Genomic DNA, 24,597 nt, shown 5'->3' with positions numbered 1-24,597 from the left:
CTTGATTTTGAGTTTACCCTTTTTATTGATCTTCCAAGAGTATATTTAAAAATCTACTGCAAATCCAACTCCTAAAAATTGTTTCCATTGAATTTTAGGTCCAGCTTCATCAAACTCACCTTCAATTTCTGAGGGCTTCGTGGTTTTAACATCATCGTCATAACGTAAGTGAGAACCTAACGTAGCTCTAATAAAACTATTCACCTTAAAGTCAAAATCAATACGCCAGTCAACATCCACATTTCCAAATTTATTAATATAGTCTGAATATAAACTCACTTGATGTTTTACGTTTACATTCTCTATAAATTCCATTTCGTAACTATTGGTTACTAAAACACCCACTTCTCTGCGAATCCTTTCTCCTGGTATTATTACATTACCAGCATCATCTAAAATGGCTGGTGTTACACCAAAAGAACCTACATTTGCTAAATCTTCATCTAAAACAAAAGTGGCCTTAAGCGTTATTGGAGAAAAATAAAATGACAATCTCTCTATATTTTTTCCATATTCTACACCTCCACCAAAAAATAAATATCCGGGAGCCATTAACCTTGAAATAGGGACATCTTTATTTGGATATTTGTAACCATTAGTAAGTTGAGTTCTAAAATTTAATCGAGCGGAATAAAACCAATTTGAAATACTATCTGGTTTGTAACCAATATTTGAATTAAATTCAAATAAATCATCGGTTTTTCTAGTCTCTCTTTTTTGTTGTTTGTTGATGCCATAATCAACCAAAGCATTGTTTTTCCAAACAAAAAATTTATCTTTATAATTATACTCCGATCTCAAACCAAGTAGGCCAGAGATGGAATTGGTTCCACCTGAATTCCAGTTGGTAAATGATACTTGATTTAAATCTAGGAGCGCCTTGTTTTTTTGAGTCCACTGTGGACCATCATATTTTTTTTTCTTGGGCTTTAAAAATAATGAGTCTGGTTGCGCATTAAGAAATTGAAATAAAAAACAAAAAAGAGGAATTACTAAATTTTTCATCTGTTGATTATTATTTTTTTATTTATCCAGATGTAACTGGCCATTTAATATCTCATTTGAAAAAAGGATTAGGCCTAGCCAATATCATCATTGGTAGAAATTATTTTAAAAATTAAATTTTCATCAATAATTGTTCCATTTGAACAAAAAAGGATGAATAATTAATAATTAAACTCACCAAACTCTGATTTTATTGTAAGCTTTTTACTTTTTGATTCGGCTACTCTACCAATTATTTTGGCATCTACTTTAAAGGACTTCGATATTTCAATAATGGTTTCGGCGATTTGTGGAGTTACGTATAGCTCCATCCTGTGACCACAATTAAATACTTGATACATTTCTTTCCAATCTGTTTTGCTCTGTTCTTGTATTAATTTGAAAAGTGGCGGTACAGGAAACATATCATCCTTTATAATATGAAATTGATCAATAAAATGAAGGATTTTTGTTTGCGCACCTCCAGAGCAATGCACCATTCCATGAATATCTTCACTATTGTATTTTGATAGGATAGCTTTTATGATAGGCGCATACGTACGCGTAGGAGAAAGCACTAATTTACCAGCATCAATAGGTGAATTTGCTATAGTATCCGTTAATTTTATATTTCCAGAATAAACCAAATCTTCAGGAACCGAAGCATCAAAACTTTCGGGATATTTTTTTGCTAGATATTTACTAAATACATCGTGGCGTGCTGAAGTTAATCCATTACTCCCCATCCCTCCATTATATTCTTTTTCATAAGTAGATTGTCCAAAACTTGCCAAACCTACAATAACATCACCTGACTTTATATTGGAATTATCAATCACGTTTTTCCTTTTTATTCTTGCAGTTACTGTAGAGTCCACAATTATGGTTCGTACCAAATCACCAACATCAGCGGTTTCACCTCCGGTAGAATGAATGGTAACCCCAAAGTTTCCTAACTCTGAAATTAATTCTTCAGTCCCATTTATGATTGCAGAAATAACTTCACCGGGAATTAAATTTTTATTTCTTCCAATGGTTGAAGATAGCATAATATTATCGGTAGCACCTACACACAACAAATCGTCAATATTCATGATTAACGCATCTTGTGCAATGCCCTTCCAAACTGAAATATCACCCGTTTCTTTCCAATACATATATGCCAAGGAAGATTTTGTTCCAGCCCCATCGGCATGCATAATCAAACAGTAATCTTTATCACCGGTTAAATAATCGGGAACTATTTTACAGAATGCCTTAGGGAATAATCCTTTATCGATATTTTTTATAGCATGGTGCACATCTTCTTTTGATGCAGAAACACCGCGTTGTGCGTATCGCTTTGAAACTTCTTGACTCATAATGTTTTATTCAAGTGCAAATTTACTTTTTTGAATTAAAAAATCCCGTTTTTTTAAAACGGGATTTAACAAGTTTTGAACACTATCGTGTAAATAACAATTCTCTATACTTTGTTAACGGCCAAATTTCATCATCAACTAGCAATTCTAATTTATCACAATGGTAACGAATGTCTTCAAAAAACGGTTTCACCTTATTACAATAATTCAGAGCTCTATCCTCCACTGAACTTATGGCATTGGCCTTTCTGCGTTCATCAATCATTTTAGTTACTTTTGCATTGATAGCCTCAATATGACCTGATATTTCTTCAATTAAATTAATCTGTTCTTTAGAAACTGATGTGAAATTTTTATCAAAAATTTCTTTTAAACCTTTTACATTTTCAATCAATATATTTTGGTACTTAACTGCAGTAGGTACGATATGATTTCTAGCAATATCGCCTATTACCCTACTTTCTATTTGAATATGCATGATATAGGCCTCCATTTCAATTTCATATCGAGCCTCGGTTTCAATTTTACTCATTACATTCATTTCTTCAAATAATGAAATGGCTTCTTTGGAAACTTTAGCTTTCAAGGCTTCTGGGGTTGTTTTATTATTACTTAATCCTCGCCTTTTAGCCTCCTCTTCCCATGCTTTACCATAGCCATTTCCTTCGAATAAAATGTTTCTACATGATTTTATATATTCCCTTAAAACATTAAAAACCGCTTCATCCTTTTTTAGGCCTTTCTTTTCAATCAAGGCATCCACTTCAACCTTAAAATCTTTTAGTTGTTTAGCAACTATGGTATTTAAAACGGTCATTGGATTTCCACAATTTGCCATGGATCCTACAGCTCTAAATTCAAACTTATTCCCTGTAAATGCAAAAGGCGAGGTTCGGTTTCTATCAGTGTTATCCAATAATACATCTGGTATTTTACCAATGACGTTCAATTTAAGTTCGGTTTTTTCTTCAGGTGATAACTTCCCTTTGGTTACGCCTTCCAATTCTTCTAAAACTTTGGTTAATTGCTCTCCAATAAACACCGATATGATGGCAGGAGGTGCTTCATTGGCACCCAAACGGTGGTCGTTACTAGCCGATGCTATGGCTGCCCTTAATATCGATTCATTTTCATGGACCGCCTTTATAGTATTAACAAAAAAGGTTAAAAATTGTAAGTTGCTCATAGGTGTTTTCCCTGGAGATAATAAATTGACACCAGTATCTGTTGACAAAGACCAGTTGTTATGTTTACCCGACCCATTGATACCTGCAAAAGGTTTTTCATGTAGCAGCACTTTTAAATTATGCCGCGATGCTACACGTCCCATGATATCCATTAACAACGAATTATGATCTACGGCTAAATTAGCTTCTTCAAAAATAGGTGCCAATTCAAACTGATTGGGTGCCACCTCGTTGTGACGGGTTTTTACAGGAATCCCCAAAAGCATGCATTCGGTTTCTAATTCCCGCATAAAATTAAAAGCCCTTGTTGGTATGGCTCCAAAATAATGGTCATCCAATTGTTGTCCCTTAGCCGAGGAATGCCCTAATAAGGTTCTACCTGTTAATATGATATCTGGCCTACTTGCTGCCAACAATTTATCAATTAAAAAATATTCTTGTTCCCAACCCAAAGAGGATGTCACCTTTTTTACATTTTTATCAAAATATTTGCAAACATCGGTCGCAGCATTGTCAACAGCATTTAGAGCCCTTAACAATGGTGTTTTGTAATCTAAAGCTTCACCAGTATAAGCAACAAATATAGTAGGAATACAGAGTGTTGTACCATAAACAAAGGCTGGCGATGTTGGGTCCCATGCGGTGTAACCCCGAGCTTCAAACGTATTTCTTATACCACCACTTGGAAAACTGGAGGCATCGGGTTCTTGTTGAACTAATTGGCTACCACCAAACTTTTCAATAGCCATGCCACCACCAATTGTTTCAAAAAAAGCATCATGTTTTTCTGCAGTAGCTCCAGTTAATGGTTGAAACCAATGCGTGTAATGTGTAACCCCCTTAGACAATGCCCAATCCTTCATTGAGGATGCTACCTGGTCGGCCATATTTCTGTCTATTTTTTTACCATATTGAATAGCATTTAAAACACTCTCAAAGGCATCTTTTGTAAGGTATTGACGCATGGTATTTTCATTAAAAACATTTTTTCCAAAAATATCTGATCGCCTTTCTTTTTCTTGAATTTGAAGTGGTTTGAAAGACAAGGACTCTTTTATGGCATGAAATCTTAATGTTGACATTTTGTAATTTTTTAGTTTTAAATAATGAAATTAGCTTTACAAAAATAACTACCTAAAATTAGATTTTAGTTAAAACATGAAAATATTATTATTATTAATTTTTCAGTATATGAATAAAAAATAATGCTTTTTTTAAAATATACCCATAAAAAATAGGGCATAAATAAAAATAACTGTCATTTTTTATAAAACTACCCCTAAAATTTAAAGTGTCTTAAGAAAAATTTATATTTGTGTAATTATCAAATATTCAAAATAAATATAAACTATGGCAAAAATTAAATTAGAATACCTTTGGTTAGATGGTTACTTCCCAACTCAAAATTTAAGAAGTAAAACTAAGGTAGAGGAGCACGAGAATTTTAAGGGTACATTGGAGGAGTTAGGTAATTGGTCCTTTGATGGGTCATCAACTAAACAGGCTGAAGGAGGTTCTTCAGATTGTATATTAAAACCTGTAGCTATATATCCAGATCCAGACCGTATAAACGGTTATTTGGTTATGACCGAGGTTTTAAACCCTGATGGTACACCTCACGTATCTAATGGCCGTGCTACAATTGATGACTCTGATGATGATTTCTGGTTTGGTTTTGAGCAAGAATATTTCATTATGGATACTGAAACCCAATTACCTCTAGGATTCCCAGTAGGAGGCTATCCTGCACCCCAAGGTATGTATTATTGTTCTGTGGGAGGTAAAAATACTCATGGAAGACATTTAGTTGAAGAGCATGCTGACCAATGTATTGATGCAGGCTTAAATTTTGAGGGGATTAACCAAGAAGTTGCTTGTGGACAATGGGAATTCCAATTATTTGCTAAAGGTGCTAAACAAGCTGGTGATGAAATTTGGGTTGCTAGATATTTATTACAAAGATTAACTGAAAAATACGGATATTATATTGAGTACCATCCAAAACCACTAGGTAAAGATATGGATTGGAATGGTTCTGGTATGCATGCTAACTTCTCCAATACAACCTTAAGAACTTGTGGAGATAAAGCTGTTTATGAAAAAATATGTGAAGCGTTCCGTCCAGTAGTTAAAGAACATATAGCGGTTTATGGTGAGTTTAATGACCAACGTTTAACTGGTAAACACGAAACGGCTTCTATAAATGATTTTTCTTATGGTGTGTCTGATAGAGGTGCTTCCATTAGAATTCCTATTGGTACTGTGGAGAGAGGCTGGAAAGGTTGGTTGGAAGACAGACGTCCTGCATCCAACGGAGATCCATATAAAATTGCGGCTAGAATTATTAAAACTGTTAAATCTGCAAAAGTTTAATAATAACTGCAACAAGTTTTGTTCATTTAAAAAGCACTTACTAAATATGGTAAGTGCTTTTTTTATGGAATAGGATATTAGCTTTATTATGTTTTCATTTTAATTTACTCTAACTCCTAATAATAAAATTCGCAACCCTAGTTGGTAAAATTGAGACTAAAAATATTTAAGATTAATTACCAAATGAATTTAATCAAACCATTTAAAATTAGAAACAGGAAATAGTTTTAAAATTTATACTCTGAACTCAATTGAAAACCCAGTTTAAAAATTATCGTTCGGTATTTAATTCCTCCAAAAATCCTTTTTAAATCTTACCTTTAGTAAACACCAAAAACATAAAAACGCCATAAGCAATTACTAAAACAAAACCTTTAATTCTGCTAATTTGCATTTTGTTTTTAATAAATATCATTGGCAATAATATGGCAGCAAAACCCAACATCCAGAAAATATCACTGGAAAGTATTTGAGGCTCAGTAACTGGTATGGGTTTAATGATGGCTGTTAGTCCTAAAACGGATCCTATATTAAAGATATTGGAGCCAATTAAATTACCCAATGATATGGCTTTTTCTTGTTTTGCCGCCGCGATTACGGAAGCCGCTAATTCTGGTACACTCGTTCCAACGGCAATTAAAGAAACTCCTATAACAGCCTCACTTACCCCAATGGAAAGGGCTATTTCTTTTGAGCCTTCTACCAACCATTCGCTACCAAAATAAAGTGATACAGCGCCAATAAGCAACCATAAAATAATTTTAAAGTTAGAAACCACCGCCAACGATTCATCAACATCCTCAATAACCTTGTCTTTTCTTACACTTCTAATTAGAATGAATAAAAAGGCTATGAGACCTAAAAATAAAATAGCACCTTCCATAGCTGTAAGTATCTGGTCATTTTTCAAAAAATAATACAATGCTATGGAAAAAATTATCATTACAGGCCAATTGAGTTTGTAAAAGGACTTATCTACAGAAATAGCACTAACCATAGCTGTAATGCCGAGCACTAAACCAATGTTTGCAATATTGGAGCCCACTACGTTATTAATAGCAATAGCCGGAGAGCCCGTTAGAGCCGCTTGTAAACTCACCAACAATTCTGGTGCTGAAGTTGCAAAGGAAACTACCGTCATCCCTATCACCATTTTGGAGATGTTGAATTTAAATGATAAGGCCACAGATGAACGTACTAAAAACTCACCTCCTACTACCAACAATATAAAACCTAGGATCACCCATAGTAAACTCATAAACTATTTTTTTTGCGAAGATAAATGAAAGTGAAAATTGAGAAGTGAAAAGTGAAAAGTTTTTTTTGAAAACTTAAAATTTAGTTAAATAACTATATTTTTAGTTGTATAACTATAAAAATAGTTTTAAGTTTGTATTGTGTTAAGGATTAAAGAAAACTAACGCCTAGTACCGAAAGACCGACCCGATAGGGTAACACCAAAAAAGGATAAGCAACACATGGAAAAATTAACTAACAAAGAAGAGGAAATCATGCATATTTTATGGAAGCTAGAAAAGGCCTTTGTAAAGGATGTGCTTGCCGAAATTAAAGACGATAAACCTCATTACAACACGCTTTCTACCATCATAAGAAATTTGGAAGAAAAAGGATATGTGTCTTATAATGCCTATGGAAAAACACATCAATACTATCCTATTGTAAGCAAAGAGGAGTACCGTAAAGGGTTCATGAATAATGCCATTGACAACTATTTTAACAACTCTTACAAAAACATGGTATCATTTTTTGCTAAGGAAGAAAAAATAAGTGTTGAAGAGCTTAAAGAGATTATTGCTTTAATAGAAAAAAAGAAATAACATGGAATATTTATTGAAAGTTAGTGCAGTTGTTGTCATTTTTTATTTTATCTATAAACTATTTTTACAACGTGACACTTTTTTTGAGCAGAACCGATGGTTTTTGTTAGTTGGGTTGATTTCTGCTTTTCTGGTTCCTTTATTTGTAATTACCGAGTATGTTGAATATACTCCTATGGTTATTGATACCAATGCTTTTGGTGAGGTAATTGCCAATAAAACCGTTAACAGTTTTAACATTATGGACTATTTACCTTTGGTATATGCTACAGGTGTTGTGTTTTTTGCTTTAAGATTTTTAATTCAAATAAGCTCTTTATTCCATTTAATTTCCAAGAATAAAAGCAGCAAAAAGGGCTCGTATATTTATGTGGAAACTAATAAAGATATATCTCCTTTTTCTTTCTTCAATTATATTGTTTACAACCCAAACCAATTTAGTGAAACCGAGTTGGAGCAGATTATAACCCATGAAAAAATACATGTAAAGCAATACCACTCTGTGGATGTTCTGTTAATACAAATAACTTGTATTTTCCTTTGGTTTAATCCGTTTATATGGCTTTACAACAAAGATTTAAAACAAAATTTGGAGTTTTTGGCAGACCATGCTGCCATAAACTATTCCCATTGCAAAAAAGCGTATCAATACACCTTACTTAAAACAAGTTTGCCAACTCATCAATTGGCTTTAAGTAATCATTTTTATAATTCATTAATAAAAAAACGAATCGTTATGTTACACAAATCAAAATCAAAAAAAATCAATCAAATTAAATTTGCTCTAGTTATTCCATTATTGGTGCTCTTTTTAATGAGCTTTAATACTAAAACGGTTTATGTAGAAAAGGAAATTCCGGTAAACGAATTACTTGTTCCTGAAATTGCTTTGGAAGTTGATAATAAACCAATGACTAATAATATTACAGCTATTTCTCAAAGTAAAATTGAGGAACCTGAAACCCCTGTAAAACCAAGTCTTGAAAAACAGACAAAAAAGGCATCTCCAAAAAAAGATTTGGTAGAAGCTATGGTTACAAAAAACACTACCGATGCTGAATTTGATAAAATAGCATCTATGTTGAAAGACCATCGTGTTACAATTAAATTTAAAAGTGTTAAGCGCAACAGCAACGGTGAGATAACTGCAATTAAAATTGATGCGAGCTCAAAAAATTCGAATACGAATTTTAATCTGAACTCAGATGAGCCCATTAAACCCATAAAGATTTCATATAACAATGAAGATGATTCCCTCTCCATTGGTAATTTAGGAAAAGCAAAAGGAGAATCTTATGTTTTTTCTAAAGATGATAATGTAAAAGTCCATAAGGTTCATGCTTCAGGAAAAGGTTCTAAAGCTTACTTTATTTCGGATAATGATGAAGTACATGAAATTCATGGAGATTCTATCCATTTTGTTACTTCAGGTAATGAAACCAAACACATAAAAATTAGAAGAAACAATAACGTGGAAATTATTTCTGATGATGATAAGGAGGTAGAAGTTATCGTTGAAAGCGATGCTGGAAATGAAACTGAAGATATCATTATTGCTAAAGTGAAAACTGGGAAAGCTTATAAAGCAAAAACCATTGGTAAAACCAAAGGTGATAGCAAAATTATTATAACCACTGAAGATGATGGAGACCCTTTATATATCATTGATGGAAAGGTAGAAACGAAAGTTAAGATGAAGGATCTTGATCCAAGTGATTTTGAAAGTATCAATGTTTTAAAAGGTAATTCTGCAATTGAAAAGCACGGTGAAAAAGCCAAAAATGGTGTTATTGAAATTATCACAAAAAAGAAAAACTAGCTTACTAAACAAAATAAAAGCAAACCTCTTCAAATTTCTGATTTGAGGAGGTTTTATATTTTTTAAAACATAACAATCTTTTTTATCACCTTTTTCTCATCAGAATTTATCTTCAATAAATAAATACCTGTTTGAAGGTTTAATTTTAAAGATGATTCTTTAAAATTGTGATAGGTTTTAATCTTTTTGCCTTCAATTGAAAATATTTCAATCATGGCTTTGCTATGAAGTCCTTTTATAAAAATTTCACCATCGCTTGGGTTTGGATACAATTGAACTTTTAACTCTGAATTCTCGTTAATACTTAAAGATTTACTCCAAACTTGCCCCACCATGTTACCCCAAATATATTCTACCAAATCAGGTTCGTCAATAAACGGGTTTCTATTAAACTGCCACGTGTAAACTACATTGTTTCTATTCATTTCAAAATCATCAGGAGGATCATTTCTATGCCAATTTAGAAGTGTTGCCAAATCCCCCATCTGACCAGTAACATTGGGAAAACCATTCACAATTTGTAACCCATTATATCTAATTTCCATGTATAAAAGGCTTCTCGCTACATCACCATAAAAGCTACCTGCATTTCCTGAAGGACCCGTATATTGACCATAGTGTTGGTTGTTTCTAATACTATTCTCGGGACCATCGGCAGCTCTAAGCCCATGGGCATCAGAGTTTCCATGTCGAAGTGAATCTGCTTTTGTGGTCCAGAAAATATTTTTACCATCGGCTATATCATCAGCCTCTATACTAAAATAACCTGCCAAAGAACGTGGAAAAGTGTGTTCCCTATTCCATTTCCCTGTATTATTTGATGATGTTTGGTAATCTAATTTGGCTCTACCCTGTTCAGTATATAATAACCATACTTGGTTGCTGTTTGCTGGGTTTTGATCGGCTTCTTTTAAAATATCTACAATATCGGCATAAGTTTGTGCTCTTACAATAGCTGGATTAGCTATAATATCTTGTAAAGCCTGCTTTAAAGGATCACCAGACAATCCATCGAGACTATCATAATAGCCATTCGGTTGTGTACTAGTTACTGTTCCAAAAGTAGGATTTAATGGGGTTCCAAAAGATGCTACACTAAAATCATTGTCAACTACTCTAATTTGTAAATTACTATTCAAGACTAAATACTCAGGTGGTAAACTAACATAACTAATTTTTAAAACTTCATCGCCTTCATCATCTGAATCGTCTGTTAATGTGATAGTTGTAAAGGTTGTGTTTTGGCCGCTTGGTATTGTTAAGGAGGTATTTCCTGTAAAATCTGAAGTGTTGAATGTACCAAAATCCAAAATAATATCGAAGTTTAAATTGGATGTTACATTTTGTTCCGTTGTAAAAGTGATATCAAAAACATCACCTTCGTTATACTGGTTTTGGGCAATGGTAATGGCAATACCATTAAGTACTACTCCACTGCCGTCATTTAACTGTCTTGGTGTTGGGCTTCCAACAAAATAAGACCCATCACTATTTCTTTGTATGGAATTAGTATTATTTCCAGGTCCTTCATTTATTATCTGAATGTTTGAATTGAATTGAGAGAAAATTGGAATTAATTCTGCACCGTCACTGTCATTTGTTTGATATAACAACACATCAATAAGCGTTTCATCTACATAAGCGAAAGTAGGTATCTCAAAGTCTAAATCATCTGCCTGGTAAATAGCAACCGCATCGGCTCCATTTTGAATAGTATTTTCAGGAATTATTAACTGTGGTAAAGGAGACACTGAATTACTCCCAATTAATAATAACCCATTTACATCAGTTATATATCCATCTAAATCTAGCGCTAAATAGCTTCTACCCTGTCCTGTAGTAGTATTAGTAGAACCATTGAAAAACACGACAACATAACCATCTAGAGGAAAATTTGGTGTATCAGATTTTAATTCTACAAATTCAAGTATGTCTATTCCAGGTGTATCACAATCCAATTCATTTATAACTATTTGTGAAATTGCAAATTGGCTTAGTAAAAAAATAGCAAAGACTAGTAGATTCTTTTTCATAAAGATGATTTATGCAAATGTACACTTGTTATTTGAATCACTTAAAATCTCAAACAATATAAAAAACATTAATAATGGGCTTATTGGTTTATTTAGATGATAATTAAAAAAGAAAAAAGATAAAAATCAAAAAAATAGCATTTTTTTTAATAAAGGCTCTCTAGGTTTAAAAAAAGTAACTTAAAAATACGCTACAATAATTACTATTTATAACCAAAAACCTATTTATAGTTACAAATAAATACTTTATTATAGAATAATATATAATATTTAAAACAATATTGATTTTTTTAGTTACTAATCTGTATTCAAATTTATAGATTTTGAGAAAAAATCTTGGAAGGAATATTGGCTATTATATATCTTCAAAAAACATAATTAAAAAACAGCCTATTTGCTAACCTTTAAAACCTAAAAACTATGATACTACTTGCAGAATTTGTAATCGATATAATCATGTTAATTATATCATTAATTTAAATTAACAAAAGGTAAAACTTAGTCTAGAATAAGTTTTACTATTTTTGTAATACAAGCCAAATGATGTGAGAAAGCAAGTTTTTAAATTCTTATCGAAGATTAATAAGTTAATTTTACCCAGTTACTCAAAACAACGCTTAGATTTAGCCAAAGCCACCAAGCTTCAAATGGCTATTATTGGCTGGAAATGGTTTGTTACTAAAAACGCCTTAGATTAGTTTTTGCAAATCTGTAACTCCTATTTTATTTAAATTATATTTAGAAAACATGATTTGAAGTTTATGTTAGAAAAAAAATAGTTGTACCATTTTCTAATAACATCTAAAGTTTTCTCAACCCTTTTTATTCCCTAATTTATATCCCCAAAAAGCAAAAAGCAATATAATTGTGTAACAGGGTATTAAAATCCAGTAACTACGTGTTGATGCAGAAGCGGTTGCCAAAGCTTCATCCATTCCATTGGATAATAAGGCATGTTTACCCGCATCTACCAATCGCCCATAAAGAGGAGGTATGATAGCACCTCCAGCGATAGCCATAATTAACAAAGCTGATGCTGTTTTTGTAAACTTTCCTAAACCTTCTAAGGTAAGTGGCCAAACAGCCGGCCAAACTAAAGCATTTGCAATTCCAAGAGCTGCAACAAATAATACAGATGCAAATCCAGTTGTCGATAAAATACATATACTAAAAACAATCCCTAAAATAGCACTGATTTTTAAAGCAGCATCTTGTTTTAAATATTTAGGTATTAAAAATACCCCTAAAGCATAAGTTACCACCATGGCTAATAAAGTAAATGTGGTGAAAAACTTAGCATCTTCAGATGAAAAACCTAATGAAATACCATATGCTATAATACTGTCTCCAGCGATAACCTCAGCCCCAACGTAAACAAACAAAGTTAAAACACCAAACCATAAATGTGGAAATTGAAAAATACTCGTTTTTTCAGTCTCACCTGCTTTCACTTCTTCCGATGAAGCCGCTTCAACGTGCGGCAGGGGTGCTTTTCTAATAAATATTCCTAGAATAAATAGTACAGTGGCCATTACTATATAAGGCATAACCACACTATCCGCCATTTTATCTAACAATTGGACTTTATCTACATCTGAAACTGAACCTAACTTATCTTTCACTTCATCTATACCAGACAGCAAAATGGCACCAAATATTAACGATCCGAGGGCTCCAGCTACTTTATTAGCTATGCCCATTATTGCTATTCGTTTCGCACCACTTTCAATGGGGCCTAAAATTGTAATATATGGATTTGCGGCCGTTTGTAGTATGGTCATTCCTAAACCTTGTATAAAAATTGCAAGTAAGAACAAACTATAGGTACGTGCCTCGGCAGCAGGTATAAAAACTAAGGCTCCAATTCCCATAATAATTAAACCCAATGACATCCCTTTTTGATAGCCAATTTTATTTAAAATGTAAGAAGCTGGTAAGGCCATTACAACAAATGAAATATAAGATGCAGAAGCTACAAGATAAGATTGCGCTTCAGTTAATTCATTGATAGTTTTCATGAAAGGAATTAAAGCTCCATTAATCCAAGTAACAAACCCGAAAATAAAAAATAGTCCAGCTATAATGATTATGGGCACTGTATTGTTTTTATTTGATGACGACAATTTATTTACGCTAGACATTTTTATTTTTTAGTTTATTAATACAATTGTAATGGCTGCAATTTATAAAAATATCAACACTTAACGATTGATGTTTTAAATGAACCTTATGGAAAATAATTTAATCTTGGCTTTTAGATTCAATAACAATAATTTAATTAAAATCCTCTATCTGGATGAAATGGTGATAAATCCATTGAGGTATTTTTGTTTGAAATAATTTCTGAAACTAACTTACCCGTCGCAGTAGCCATACTCCAACCCATCATAGCATGGCCTGTTGCTATGGATAAGTTTTTACATTTTGAAGATTTCCCAATATAAGGTAATCCATCTGGTGATAAAGGTCTTAAACCACAAGCAACCCTGCTTTTTTCTTCTGATGTTAAATGAATGTCTGGGTAATATCTAGTTACAGCATTTGCAATAGCCTCAACACGTTCTTTTCTTATATTAGGGTTTATTCCTGCAATTTCCATGGTGCCAGCAAAACGTGTAAATCCATGCATAGGAGTTACCGCTACTTTCGCTTCGGCTAATATGGCTGGTATTGAAATTCCAGTGTGTTGAAAAGAATTAATACGATATCCCTTACCTGCTTGAAGCAATAATTTTAAACCCAACTTTTTACTCAATAAAGCGCTCCAAGAGCCAGCGGATAAAACAAACTCGTCAGCTTTTAAAGTTTGTTTACTTGTTTGAATGGTTTTTATTTGACCGTTTTCAACCTCTAAATCATCAACAGTTTCATTAAAATAAAACTGAACACCTTCCTTTATTAAGTGCTTTTTTATTGATTCCATAAATTCATTTGGCGTAGAATGCGAATCACATTTATAGTAAGTAGCACCCTTAACATCCAATTTCACATTGGGTTCTAATTGTTTTATCGCTTCAGTGTTTAACTCCATAACATCCAAACCCTCTTGTTTAGCCAATTGAGCGGTTTTAAATTCTTCCTCTAGCATTTGCTCTGTTTGGCAAAGCATCAACAATCCTTTCTTTTCATAATGGGAATTAAATCCTTCCGTATTATTAATATCCTCATATAATCTTTGACTTAATAAGGATATTTCCTTAATAATAGGAATCGCTTTTTTTACATGATTTACATTACAAGATTTGTTGAAAGCTAAAGTCCATTTGAAAAAATCCAAATCTAGACGAGGCTTGATGTACAATGGACTTGAGGAATTGAGCATCCATTTTAATCCTTTCTTCATAACACCCGGAGCAGATAACGGAATAATATGACTTGGCGATAAATAACCAGCATTCACATAAGAGGCTCCAGCATCCATATTCGATTGGTCTATTATCGTAACCTTGTGGCCCTCATTTTTGAGAAAATAAGCAGTACTCAAGCCTATAATTCCTCCTCCAATAATAATAATTTTCTTTTGCATATTACATTACCTGAAATCCGTGAGCATAGGGGTCTTCTTTATCATCAATAAAAATAGTGTTATACCCATACACTTTTGCCCAACCCTGAATACTTGGAATAATAGCAATTTTACCATCTAAAATAGTTTCTTTTTCAATACGACCAATAAATTTACTACCAATAAAACTTTCGTGAATAAAAGGCTCTCCAATTTTTAGTTTTCCTTTAGCATATAACTGAGCGAGTCTTGCAGAAGTTCCTGTTCCGCAAGGTGAGCGATCAATAGCTTTATCTCCATAAAATACGGCATTTCTACTTGATGACGCAGCATCGATTGGATTCCCTGTCCATAATATATGCGAAACATCTCTAATAGTGTCATTTTCAGGATGAATAAAGAAATTTGGGTATTTGTTTTTGATTCTTTCTCTAACTACTTGGGAATAGTGTATAATTTTACTTGCGGTGAAATCATGAATTCCTGAAAAATTTTCTTGAGGATCTATAATAGCATAATAATTTCCCCCATAGGCTACATCAAAAGTAATCTCTCCCAATTCTGGACATTCAATGGATAAATTTTCAGCGGCTAAATAACTTTTTACATTGGTTAATTTTACCCAATCAACTTTATCATTAGTTTGCTGATATTCAATTTCAACAAGTCCTGCAGGTGCTTCCATTCTAATTTTACCGGGTATTTTTGGCATTACCAAACCTTCTTCAATAGCCACCGTAATAGTGCCAATAGTTCCATGCCCACACATGGGCAAACATCCTGAGGTTTCGATGAATAATATAGCAAAATCGTTTTCTGGATTATTAGGTGGGAATAAAAAACTTCCACTCATCATATCATGTCCACGCGGTTCAAACATAAGGCCTGTGCGAATCCAATCATACTCTTTCAAAAAATGTTGTCGTTTTTCGTTAATAGAATTACCAAATAAGTTTGGATGTCCTTCAATTATAACGCGAACCGGATTACCACATGTGTGCGCATCAATACACACAAATTTTGATTTACTCATTTAATAAATTATTATTAAATACTTTCTTTTGTCAATTTCCCATTAACAATTCTAAATATCCCTATAGGATTTTCGTTTTTTAATGCGTCAGGCAATAATTCATTTGGCCAATTTTGATAACTAAAAGGTCGAACCCAACGCTTGATAGAATCGACTCCAACTGCTGTAAAACGACTATCTGTGGAAGCGGGATAAGGCCCCCCATGTACCATTGCAGGACACACTTCAACACCTGTTGGAACCCCATTAAAAATAATTCGTCCCACTCTATCTTGAAGTGCATTCACTAAACTTGAATAACTAATTAGTTCATTATCATCTGAAATAATTGTACCTGTAAGTTGACCTTCTAATCTTGAAATAATGTCTTCTAATTGTGAAGAATTCTCACATTGAACAACCATGGAATAGGGTCCAAAAACTTCTTGATGCAATGCTGAATTATTTAAAAAAGTATCGCCTTCTACTGTTGTAACAACTTGTTTTGCGAAGTTAGGTTTTACTTCATTTTTATAACCAGCTAAAAGTTGCGTTCCTGTTTGTGATAATGCTCTGGTTTTATTTTTTTCGAAGGCTCCTATAATGTTAGGGTGTAACATCACAGTTGGCTGTATATTTACGATTTCTTTTGCAAGTGTATTTGCAAAATTAGTAAGACCCTCAGATTTAATTCCTAAAATTAAACCCGGATTAGTACAAAATTGTCCCGTTCCTAAAGTAATTGAACCTGCATAAGTCTTAGCAATATCTGTAGCTCTGTTATCTAACGCTTTTGGTAAAAGTATCACTGGATTAACACTGCCCATTTCTGCAAAAACTGGAATGGGCTCTGCCCGCTGAGAAGCCAAATCATATAAAGCTCTACCACCAACAATACTACCAGTAAAACCAACTGCTTTAATATTGGGGTGTTTTACCAATAATTGTCCAACCTCAATACCACTACTATTTAAATTTGAAAATACACCATTTGGCATTCCTGTTTTTTTAGCTGCTTTAACAGTAGCCGAAGCTATTAACTCGCCTGTTCCCGCATGCATAGGATGCGATTTAACGATAACCGGACAACCAGCTGCCAAGGCTGCGGCAGTATCCCCGCCTGCTGTTGAGTATGCTAAAGGAAAATTACTAGCTCCAAAAACTACCACCGGCCCTAAAGGGATATTCATTTTTCTTAAATCTACTTTAGGAATTGGTTGTCGTTCTGGTTCTGCAGTATCAATTGTTGCATCAACCCAATTTCCTAATTCAACATGATTTGCGAAAGCTCGTAATTGCCCTATGGTTCTGCCTCTTTCTCCAATTGCTCTCCCTTTGGGTAAACCGCTTTCTGAGGTATAAACATCTAGTAATTCCTCGCCAAGTGCATCAATTTCATATGCAATAGCTCTTAAAAATTCAGCTTTTTTGGGTCCAGGAAATTTTGAATATGTTTTAAATGCTTCAGAAGCCAATGACGTAGCCTCATTTACTTCTTGGATAGACGCTTCTGTAAACTTCCAATCGTTTTCAACATTCAATAAAGGATTAAATGTTTTAAAAACTTTGGTTCCGCTTGCTGACGCTTGATGCCCTATATAATTTTTTCCTGTAATCATGTTTTGTTAATCTTTGTGTAGTGCGTTACCAAATTTACTGGTTTATAAACCATTTTTATTAAAACTGAATCTCTTTTTAATAGTTGTTTTTGTGTTAGGGATTGTAACGGCATCCTTTTGCTTTTGCAAAAGATATCGTGAAAAGCCCGACCTAAAGGGTAATACCCAAATGATTTAAACTAAAATACTCAAGTTTTTGTAATCGGGTAATGTTGGTCTTAAAGCTAATGCATCTGTTATTATTTTTTCAATTCTTTTACGTTCTTCTCCTTCCAAAACTAATCTAGGTGCTCTTACATACTCTGCGCCTATGTTGGTGTGTACAGAAGCTAATTTAATGTATTGCACCAATTTAGGATGAATATCTAATTCTAACAATGGCATAAACCAACGGTAAATTTTGATAGCTTCTTTTATGTTTCCAGCTTTAATCAACTCGTAAATAGCAACAGTTTCTGCTGGGAACGCATCCACTAAACCAGCTACCCAGCCATCGGCACCAAGCACTAAACTTTCTAAAGCGAGGGTATCAACACCCGTCATGATTGCTAATCTATCTCCAAAACGGTTTTTTATTCTGGTAATATTGGTGGTATCTCTGGTAGACTCTTTTACTGCTTGAATATTAGGACATGCTACTAATAATTCTTCAAACATATCTAAGGTCACTTCCAATTTATAATCTATAGGGTTGTTGTAAATCATGATAGGTAAAGAGGTACTATTTGCAACCGCTTTAAAATAGGCAACAACTTCATCATCACTAGCTTTATAGCGCATTGGTGGCAACATCATTAAACCTTTTGCCCCATCTTCCTCAGCTATTTTTGCCAAATTAATGGCGGCTTTAGTAGTTTGTTCTGCGATATTCATTAAAACAGGAACTTTACCTTCTACCAAAGCGACAGCTTCTCTAGTTAGAATACGTCTCTCCTCATCAGTTAAAGTACTTGCTTCTCCAAGAGTACCTCCTAGAACCAACCCGTGTACTCCCGCATCTAATTGTGCCTTAATATTAATTTTAAATAACTCTAAATCTAGCTGGTCACTGGCTGTGAACTGTGTTGTTATAGCAGGCATTACCCCTTTCCATTGGATACTCATAATTTAATTTTTTAATAACACAAAATTACCTATTGAAAAGGCTTTCAAATAATGAATTATTATCCTTAAATAGTACTATATTATCCATTTTATTAATTTTAAATATATATTTGAATATTATTTGCACAATATTGATATATTACAATACTACCTAATGAAAGTATTACCTTTTAAAATACCTAAACCAGAGCCAGATGCTTTTGTGTTTCAAATAGATAATGATATTACTTTTTTTGACAAATTACATCAGCATGAAGAAATACAGATAAGTTTTATTGTTGAAGGTGAAGGCACTTTAATTGTTGGCGATCGTGTTAATTATTATAAAAAAGATGATATTATAGTTCTAGGAAGTAACATTCCACATGTATTTAAAAGTGATTTGAATACTTCTACAAACTCAAAAATGCTTTCTTTATTTTTTACTCAAATTTCTTTTGGAAAGTCGTTTTTTGAATTGGAAGAACTAAAAGAAATTCAGACCTTTTTTAAAAGGTCTAAACAAGGGTTTAAATTGACTTCAAAAAACAAACTAGCTAAAAAATTATTTTTAGACCTCGAAAAATCTACAAAACTTGAAAAACTCTTGATATTACTTCAGCTTTTAAAAATAGGTTCTAAGTGCAACTATAAAAATTTATCATCCTACATATACGATAAAAAATACTCTGATAATGAAGGATATAGAATTAGAAATGTATTTGAATACACCATGAATAATTTTGAAAAAGAAATTTCTTTACAAACCATCGCTGGTATAGCAAATATGACCAAAAATGCGTTTTGTAAATACTTTAAAAAAAGAACTAATAAAACATACATTCAGTTTTTAACAGAATTAAGGATTGAAAATGCTTGTAATTTATTAATAAAAAATAAAGAAATAAGTATAGCTGAAGTAGCGGAACATTGCGGGTATAATAATATTTCTAATTTTAATAGGCAATTTCAGATTTATAAAAAAGAATCGCCATCCAAGTACAGAAAAATGAATATCTAAAAACAATCGTTAATAAAATAAATCCGTTAAAAACCTATGTAAAATAAAAATCCTAGTACACAAATTTGTGCATTAGGATTTTATTTTCGTTTAAAAAAGATTAAATTTTAAAACCTATCTAGTAAGAACTTATCAAATAATAAAACATGAAAACATTTGTTTCTTTATAAATAGGATTTTATTGTTCATGTTATTTATTTAAATTTTTAATGATGTTTAAAGCATTGGCAACATCTTGCTTAAGCTTATCATAATCTTTATTTACGAGAATCTCTTTTGATATTAATTGAGACCCCATTCCAACACAGGTTACACCAGCATCAAACCAGCCTTTTAAATTTTCTTCTGTTGGTGATACACCACCTGTTGGCATGATACTTGTCCAAGGTTGCGGCCCTTTGATACCCTTTACAAATTTAGGACCGTATAAGTCTCCTGGAAATAATTTTACTATTTCACAGCCTAACTCTTCCGCTCTAGCAATTTCAGTTAAACTGCCACAGCCTGGAGACCATAAAACTTTGCGTCTGTTGCAAACAATAGCAATATCTTCCCTAAGAACTGGTGTTACTATAAAATTTGCTCCCAAAGCCATATATAGAGATGCTGCGGCTGCATCCGTTACCGAACCTACACCCATAATCATGCCTGGAAGTTCTTTAACCGCGTATTTTGTTAACTCACCAAAAACTTCGTGAGCAAAGTCACCACGGGCTGTAAACTCCATTAATCTGGCACCTCCATCATAACATGCTTTTAAAATGTTTTTACTTAATTCTAAATCGTTATTAAAGAACAGAGGAATCATACCTGTTTCTTTCATGGCTTGCGCCACTTCTAATCTTGAAAATTGTGCCATTTTATATAAATGTTTATTTGTTGAATGGTTTATTATCTAGCTACTCTACCTGAAGCATCGCCACCCATTAATTTTGTCACTTCCTCAACCGTTACTAAGTTAGCATCACCTTTAATAGTGTGCTTCAAACAAGATGCAGCCACTGCAAAATCTAAAGCATTTTGATCGTTGTCTGGATAGATTAACAAACCATAAATTAAACCTCCCATAAAGGAATCGCCACCACCTACGCGATCTACAATATCAGTAATTTGGTACTGACGAGTTTGCAACATTTGCTTACCATCATATAAAACGCCAGCCCAAGTATTATGAGATGCTGAAATAGATCCTCTTAAAGTAGTAATTACTTTTTTAGCTCTTGGGAATTTTTTCATCATTTGCTGACATACAGATAAAAAGGCTTCAGCCTTTACATCATGTCCATGAGTTTGAACGGCTAATCCTTCTGGCTTTATTCCAAAGTGCATTTCTGCATCTTCTTCGTTCCCTAAAACAACATCACAGTAAGATGTTAATTCTGTCATTATTTTTTCTCTATGAGCTGAATCACAATATTTCCAAAGCTTAGCTCTATAATTCAAATCTGTAGATATAGTAATCCCTTTCGAACTAGCCGCTTTAACAGCTTCCAAACAAACATCAGCCGAACTTTGAGAAATTGCCGGTGTTATTCCTGTCCAGTGAAACCATTCAACGCCTTCAAAAACACTATTCCAATCAACCATTCCAGATTGAATTTCTGCCATTGCAGAATGGGCTCTATCGTAAACCACTTTACTTCCTCTAGATACCGCTCCTGTTTCTAAGAAATAAATACCTAAACGATCACCTCCCCATACAATTTTATCAACACCAACGCCGCGCTTACGCATTTCCATCATCGCGCATTGCCCAATATCATTTTTTGGCAAGCGTGTTACAAAATCGACTGAAATGCCATAGTTTGCTAATGACACCGCTACGTTAGATTCTCCACCGCCATAAACCACATCAAAATTATCGGCTTGAGAAAATCTTAAAAATCCTTGTGGAGCTAATCTTAACATGATTTCTCCAAATGTTACTACTCTACTCATATTAATTGGTTTTATTTTAAATTTTGTATTTGCTTAAACGTTTAAGCAATATTTTAAAATAAAATCAAAACCACATATTACATGTCTTGTTTTGATTATACAAACTATTACAATATATTTGCTTAAACGTTTAAGCAAATATATAAAAAATTTGAATACGAAAAAAAAAATAACCATAAAAGACATAGCCAATGTTCTTAATATTTCCCCAGCCGCCGTATCTAAAGCTTTACATGATGACTCTCGCATAAGTAAAAAAACAAAAGAGGCCGTAAAAAAAGTTGCCAAAGATTTAAATTACCAACCGAACCATTTAGCTAGTGCCTTACGTAAAGGGAAAAGTAATTTAGTTGGGGTTATAGTACCAAGAACCAATAGTAATTTCTTCTCCTCAGTTATTGAAAATATTGAAGAAGTTTTAAATAAAGAAGGTTATCATATCATCATAACCCAATCCAACGAATCCTATAAAAAAGAATGTGCTAACATAGACACCTTATTATTTACTCAGGTTGATGGCATCATAGCATCTATGGCTAATGAAACCGTTGATTTATCGCATTATGAAAAAATAAAATCTAAAGGAATTCCACTCATCTTATTTGATAGAGGTGAAAATGATTTAAATGTTGATTATATAGGAATTAATGATTACGATAGTAGCCACATGATTGTAGAGCATTTAATTTCAAAAGGTTGTAAAAGAATTGCCCATATAGGTGGTTTTAAAAGAACTCGGATTTTTAATAACAGAATTAGAGGTTATTTAGATGCCATTAAAAAACACCATTTGTCTTTTGAAAATGACTTACTTATTGAAAGTGATTTAACACTTGAAGATGGTCGCATCCAAATGCAAAAATTATTAAACCTAAACAAGCAACCGGATGCAGTTTATGTAGCTGGTGATTATGCCGCATTGGGAGCTTTACAAATTTTACAGGAAAATAATATTAAAGTACCTGATGATATGCGTTTAGTGGGATTTGGCAATGAGCCTTTTACTTCATTAGTTTCACCTTCTATTACCAGTATAAATCAACATAGTGCCGATATTGGTAAATTAGCAGCAGAAACTTTTTTAAGCCTGGTTAAATCTGAAAATTTAAAACAAAGTCTAACTAAAAAAATTCTGGATGCCGAATTAATTATTAGAGATTCTTCCAAATAAAACGACTTTAAACTATAAGATAAAATTTAACGAAAATGCAATTATAATTTGTTAAACCATTAAGCTTTTTTTTAACTATTTAAAAAAATGAAGCCAAATAAACAAATGTATTTGGCTTCATTGGTAAGAAAGATTTATAAAGCTCTATTTTATTATAATACGCTTAACCGTTTTTTGCCCTTCACTTTGAATTTCCATCATGTGTAATCCACTTGACAAGTCAGAAACATCAATTTCTTTTTGGCTATAAACGACTTTTTCTAGAGTTCCCAATATGGAGTAAACTCGAACTAAATCAATATTTAGAACTCCACTTATCTTAACCAAATCATTAGCTGGATTAGGAAAAATTCTTACATCTAAGCCTCCTGAAATTGAATTGGATGTGGATAGGGTACCTGCAAACTCAAATGCTCCAGCGTCATTTATTCCTTCACGGTTAAAGCCCCTTTGATCAATTGTAGGAATAGTTTCTCCAGTGGCAGCCGTACAATAATCATCAGCTGCACTACCATCGGTTATGGCCATTACCAACGTATTTCCTCCCTCATCTGTAAGTGCTCCAGTTAATCCAGATTGGTTTGCAGTTCTTCCTTTTTGATTGTTTTTGGCAACATCATCAATAATTGCTAAAGGTGGTGCATTAAGGCCTCCAAGAATACAATTAACTACATCAGTTGTGTTGCTATTAGCAAAATTTAATGCTTTGGTAGCCACATCATCTCCAAAACTAACAATAATAGAATTAAAAGCACTTAAATTTGTAGCAGCACCCGAGCCAAACTGAAGCCCTGACTTATTTAAAGCTGCATGTGTATTATTATAAACAGTTGCGTGTACTAATTTCAAAGTTACATTGCCAACAGATGTGTTGGAAGTCCAGGGAAATGACGCCGAAAAAATAGCACCGCCACCATTACCGCCAGATGCACTGAAAGCTGAGTTTGTAGAAATAGTGCTGTTCTCTATATTTACATCGATTAAATAATCGTTTCCAAAATTGTTGTTGCCATTAATGTAAATACCACCACCATTTCGTCCTAAATTATTGAATATTAAAGATTGGGTTAGATTTACAGTGCTGTTTATTCCTGAGCCATTATTTGGGGCAGCTATCATACCTCCACCATCTAAAGCTGATGAATTGTTTCTAATAATACATTTAACAATATTGGCATTAGAGCCAGCTACTCCAATTCCACCACCATTTTTAGCTGTGTAATTTTCTTCTATAATCACATTATTTAGAGTAACGAATCCAGTTACTTTATCTATGTTTACACCTCCTCCATTTTCAGGATCGTTGCCATATCTCACACCTAAATTTTCGATATTGATTGTAAAAGCTCCTTCAGATATACTGATTGCTCTACTCCCTGCTCCATTTGAAACTGCCGATGCTGCCGCTTGAATTATATCAGTTAAAGGGTCTGTCCCTCTTATTGTGATACTTTTGTCTATTGTAATGGGCTCAGTATGAATCCCAGTTATCAAAATCACATCTGCAGCATTTGTAGAAGCCGCAATAGCGTCGGTAATAGTGGCGTAAGGATTACCTGCATAGGGGTCTCCTTCAATATTTACTGTTTGTGCAGATAGCACCAGAGAAAAAACAGTAAAAAATAAAAAAGTAATTTTTTGAATCATAATTTT

At 33.2% G+C, this 24,597-nt stretch carries 19 protein-coding genes; 6 read left to right on the top strand and 13 right to left on the bottom strand.

Going from position 1 to position 24,597, the window contains the following annotated elements; genetic code table 11:
- Positions 1-45 precede the first annotated feature (45 nt).
- From ABD963_RS14565 to ABD963_RS14555, 3 genes are all read right to left on the bottom strand, one after another.
- Complete coding sequence (locus ABD963_RS14565) at positions 46-1,005, bottom strand: DUF3078 domain-containing protein (protein WP_345278072.1); 960 nt, start codon at positions 1,003-1,005, stop codon at positions 46-48.
- A 161-nt stretch (positions 1,006-1,166) separates the two neighbouring features.
- A complete protein-coding gene (locus tag ABD963_RS14560; RefSeq protein ID WP_345278070.1) occupies positions 1,167-2,345 on the bottom strand; it encodes an AIR synthase related protein in 1,179 nt (392 codons plus the stop codon).
- 82 nt (positions 2,346-2,427) lie between these two features.
- A complete protein-coding gene (locus tag ABD963_RS14555; RefSeq protein WP_345278068.1) occupies positions 2,428-4,614 on the bottom strand; it encodes a glutamine synthetase III family protein in 2,187 nt (728 codons plus the stop codon).
- Positions 4,615-4,882: 268 nt separating this feature from the next.
- Between ABD963_RS14555 and ABD963_RS14550 the strand changes: the two genes are divergently transcribed.
- Positions 4,883-5,905 carry a glutamine synthetase beta-grasp domain-containing protein gene (locus ABD963_RS14550; protein WP_345278066.1) on the top strand — a complete coding sequence of 341 codons (1,023 nt, stop codon included), beginning with the start codon at positions 4,883-4,885 and terminating at the stop codon, positions 5,903-5,905.
- 307 nt (positions 5,906-6,212) lie between these two features.
- On the opposite strand, the gene ABD963_RS14545 is transcribed toward ABD963_RS14550, so the two are convergent.
- Positions 6,213-7,163 (bottom strand): calcium/sodium antiporter, encoded by a 951-nt coding sequence (locus ABD963_RS14545; RefSeq protein ID WP_345278064.1) that lies wholly within the window; start codon positions 7,161-7,163, stop codon positions 6,213-6,215.
- Between the two features lie 220 nt (positions 7,164-7,383).
- Between ABD963_RS14545 and ABD963_RS14540 the strand changes: the two genes are divergently transcribed.
- Positions 7,384-7,743: a BlaI/MecI/CopY family transcriptional regulator gene (locus tag ABD963_RS14540; RefSeq protein WP_345278062.1), complete on the top strand. Its 360-nt coding sequence runs from the start codon at positions 7,384-7,386 to the stop codon at positions 7,741-7,743.
- A gap of 1 nt (position 7,744) precedes the next feature.
- Positions 7,745-9,562: a M56 family metallopeptidase gene (locus ABD963_RS14535; RefSeq protein ID WP_345278060.1), complete on the top strand. Its 1,818-nt coding sequence runs from the start codon at positions 7,745-7,747 to the stop codon at positions 9,560-9,562.
- A gap of 62 nt (positions 9,563-9,624) precedes the next feature.
- On the opposite strand, the gene ABD963_RS14530 is transcribed toward ABD963_RS14535, so the two are convergent.
- The gene (locus ABD963_RS14530) at positions 9,625-11,595 is read right to left on the bottom strand and encodes an endonuclease (RefSeq protein ID WP_345278058.1); all 1,971 of its coding nucleotides are present in this window, start codon (positions 11,593-11,595) and stop codon (positions 9,625-9,627) included.
- Between the two features lie 545 nt (positions 11,596-12,140).
- Here ABD963_RS14530 and ABD963_RS14525 point away from each other — a divergent pair.
- A complete protein-coding gene (locus ABD963_RS14525) occupies positions 12,141-12,293 on the top strand; it encodes an SsrA-binding protein (RefSeq protein WP_345278056.1) in 153 nt (50 codons plus the stop codon).
- A gap of 114 nt (positions 12,294-12,407) precedes the next feature.
- On the opposite strand, the gene ABD963_RS14520 is transcribed toward ABD963_RS14525, so the two are convergent.
- The 5 genes from ABD963_RS14520 to ABD963_RS14500 all read right to left on the bottom strand — a co-directional run bounded on the left by ABD963_RS14520 (position 12,408) and on the right by ABD963_RS14500 (position 18,835).
- Positions 12,408-13,736: a sugar MFS transporter gene (locus ABD963_RS14520; RefSeq protein WP_345278054.1), complete on the bottom strand. Its 1,329-nt coding sequence runs from the start codon at positions 13,734-13,736 to the stop codon at positions 12,408-12,410.
- Positions 13,737-13,873: 137 nt separating this feature from the next.
- Positions 13,874-15,121 carry an NAD(P)/FAD-dependent oxidoreductase gene (locus ABD963_RS14515; RefSeq protein ID WP_345278052.1) on the bottom strand — a complete coding sequence of 416 codons (1,248 nt, stop codon included), beginning with the start codon at positions 15,119-15,121 and terminating at the stop codon, positions 13,874-13,876.
- Position 15,122: 1 nt separating this feature from the next.
- Positions 15,123-16,133 (bottom strand): 4-hydroxyproline epimerase, encoded by a 1,011-nt coding sequence (locus tag ABD963_RS14510; RefSeq protein WP_345278050.1) that lies wholly within the window; start codon positions 16,131-16,133, stop codon positions 15,123-15,125.
- 14 nt (positions 16,134-16,147) lie between these two features.
- Positions 16,148-17,731 (bottom strand): aldehyde dehydrogenase (NADP(+)), encoded by a 1,584-nt coding sequence (locus ABD963_RS14505; protein ID WP_345278048.1) that lies wholly within the window; start codon positions 17,729-17,731, stop codon positions 16,148-16,150.
- 174 nt (positions 17,732-17,905) lie between these two features.
- Positions 17,906-18,835, bottom strand: coding sequence for a dihydrodipicolinate synthase family protein (locus ABD963_RS14500; RefSeq protein WP_345278046.1), 930 nt, complete (start codon positions 18,833-18,835; stop codon positions 17,906-17,908).
- Between the two features lie 154 nt (positions 18,836-18,989).
- Here ABD963_RS14500 and ABD963_RS14495 point away from each other — a divergent pair, with 154 nt between their 5' ends.
- The gene (locus tag ABD963_RS14495) at positions 18,990-19,835 is read left to right on the top strand and encodes an AraC family transcriptional regulator (RefSeq protein WP_345278044.1); all 846 of its coding nucleotides are present in this window, start codon (positions 18,990-18,992) and stop codon (positions 19,833-19,835) included.
- Positions 19,836-20,025: 190 nt separating this feature from the next.
- Here ABD963_RS14495 and ABD963_RS14490 read toward each other — a convergent pair whose 3' ends face one another.
- The gene (locus ABD963_RS14490) at positions 20,026-20,694 is read right to left on the bottom strand and encodes a bifunctional 4-hydroxy-2-oxoglutarate aldolase/2-dehydro-3-deoxy-phosphogluconate aldolase (RefSeq protein WP_345278042.1); all 669 of its coding nucleotides are present in this window, start codon (positions 20,692-20,694) and stop codon (positions 20,026-20,028) included.
- A 32-nt stretch (positions 20,695-20,726) separates the two neighbouring features.
- A complete protein-coding gene (locus ABD963_RS14485; RefSeq protein ID WP_345278040.1) occupies positions 20,727-21,773 on the bottom strand; it encodes a PfkB family carbohydrate kinase in 1,047 nt (348 codons plus the stop codon).
- Positions 21,774-21,924: 151 nt separating this feature from the next.
- Between ABD963_RS14485 and ABD963_RS14480 the strand changes: the two genes are divergently transcribed.
- Entirely contained in the window at positions 21,925-22,944 is a 1,020-nt protein-coding gene (locus ABD963_RS14480; protein WP_345278038.1) for a LacI family DNA-binding transcriptional regulator, read from the top strand.
- Between the two features lie 144 nt (positions 22,945-23,088).
- On the opposite strand, the gene ABD963_RS14475 is transcribed toward ABD963_RS14480, so the two are convergent.
- Positions 23,089-24,591: a T9SS type A sorting domain-containing protein gene (locus ABD963_RS14475; protein ID WP_345278036.1), complete on the bottom strand. Its 1,503-nt coding sequence runs from the start codon at positions 24,589-24,591 to the stop codon at positions 23,089-23,091.
- Positions 24,592-24,597: the final 6 nt, after the last annotated feature.

This window comes from Litoribaculum gwangyangense (genome assembly GCF_039543505.1).
GTDB lineage: Bacteria > Bacteroidota > Bacteroidia > Flavobacteriales > Flavobacteriaceae > Litoribaculum > Litoribaculum gwangyangense.
The sequence above is the reverse complement of the archived record's forward strand: the minus strand, read 5'-3'. Positions and strand labels throughout refer to the sequence as shown.

Excerpts from the sequence above, each read along its gene's own strand:
- ABD963_RS14565 (WP_345278072.1), bottom strand. The coding sequence starts at position 1,005 with ATGAAAAATTTAGTAATTCCTCTTTTTTGTTTTTTATTTCAATTTCTT.
- ABD963_RS14560 (WP_345278070.1), bottom strand. The coding sequence starts at position 2,345 with ATGAGTCAAGAAGTTTCAAAGCGATACGCACAACGCGGTGTTTCTGCA.
- ABD963_RS14555 (WP_345278068.1), bottom strand. The coding sequence starts at position 4,614 with ATGTCAACATTAAGATTTCATGCCATAAAAGAGTCCTTGTCTTTCAAA.
- ABD963_RS14550 (WP_345278066.1), top strand. The coding sequence starts at position 4,883 with ATGGCAAAAATTAAATTAGAATACCTTTGGTTAGATGGTTACTTCCCA.
- ABD963_RS14545 (WP_345278064.1), bottom strand. The coding sequence starts at position 7,163 with ATGAGTTTACTATGGGTGATCCTAGGTTTTATATTGTTGGTAGTAGGA.
- ABD963_RS14540 (WP_345278062.1), top strand. The coding sequence starts at position 7,384 with ATGGAAAAATTAACTAACAAAGAAGAGGAAATCATGCATATTTTATGG.
- ABD963_RS14535 (WP_345278060.1), top strand. The coding sequence starts at position 7,745 with ATGGAATATTTATTGAAAGTTAGTGCAGTTGTTGTCATTTTTTATTTT.
- ABD963_RS14530 (WP_345278058.1), bottom strand. The coding sequence starts at position 11,595 with ATGAAAAAGAATCTACTAGTCTTTGCTATTTTTTTACTAAGCCAATTT.
- ABD963_RS14520 (WP_345278054.1), bottom strand. The coding sequence starts at position 13,736 with ATGTCTAGCGTAAATAAATTGTCGTCATCAAATAAAAACAATACAGTG.
- ABD963_RS14515 (WP_345278052.1), bottom strand. The coding sequence starts at position 15,121 with ATGCAAAAGAAAATTATTATTATTGGAGGAGGAATTATAGGCTTGAGT.
- ABD963_RS14510 (WP_345278050.1), bottom strand. The coding sequence starts at position 16,133 with ATGAGTAAATCAAAATTTGTGTGTATTGATGCGCACACATGTGGTAAT.
- ABD963_RS14505 (WP_345278048.1), bottom strand. The coding sequence starts at position 17,731 with ATGATTACAGGAAAAAATTATATAGGGCATCAAGCGTCAGCAAGCGGA.
- ABD963_RS14500 (WP_345278046.1), bottom strand. The coding sequence starts at position 18,835 with ATGAGTATCCAATGGAAAGGGGTAATGCCTGCTATAACAACACAGTTC.
- ABD963_RS14495 (WP_345278044.1), top strand. The coding sequence starts at position 18,990 with ATGAAAGTATTACCTTTTAAAATACCTAAACCAGAGCCAGATGCTTTT.
- ABD963_RS14490 (WP_345278042.1), bottom strand. The coding sequence starts at position 20,694 with ATGGCACAATTTTCAAGATTAGAAGTGGCGCAAGCCATGAAAGAAACA.
- ABD963_RS14485 (WP_345278040.1), bottom strand. The coding sequence starts at position 21,773 with ATGAGTAGAGTAGTAACATTTGGAGAAATCATGTTAAGATTAGCTCCA.
- ABD963_RS14475 (WP_345278036.1), bottom strand. The coding sequence starts at position 24,591 with ATGATTCAAAAAATTACTTTTTTATTTTTTACTGTTTTTTCTCTGGTG.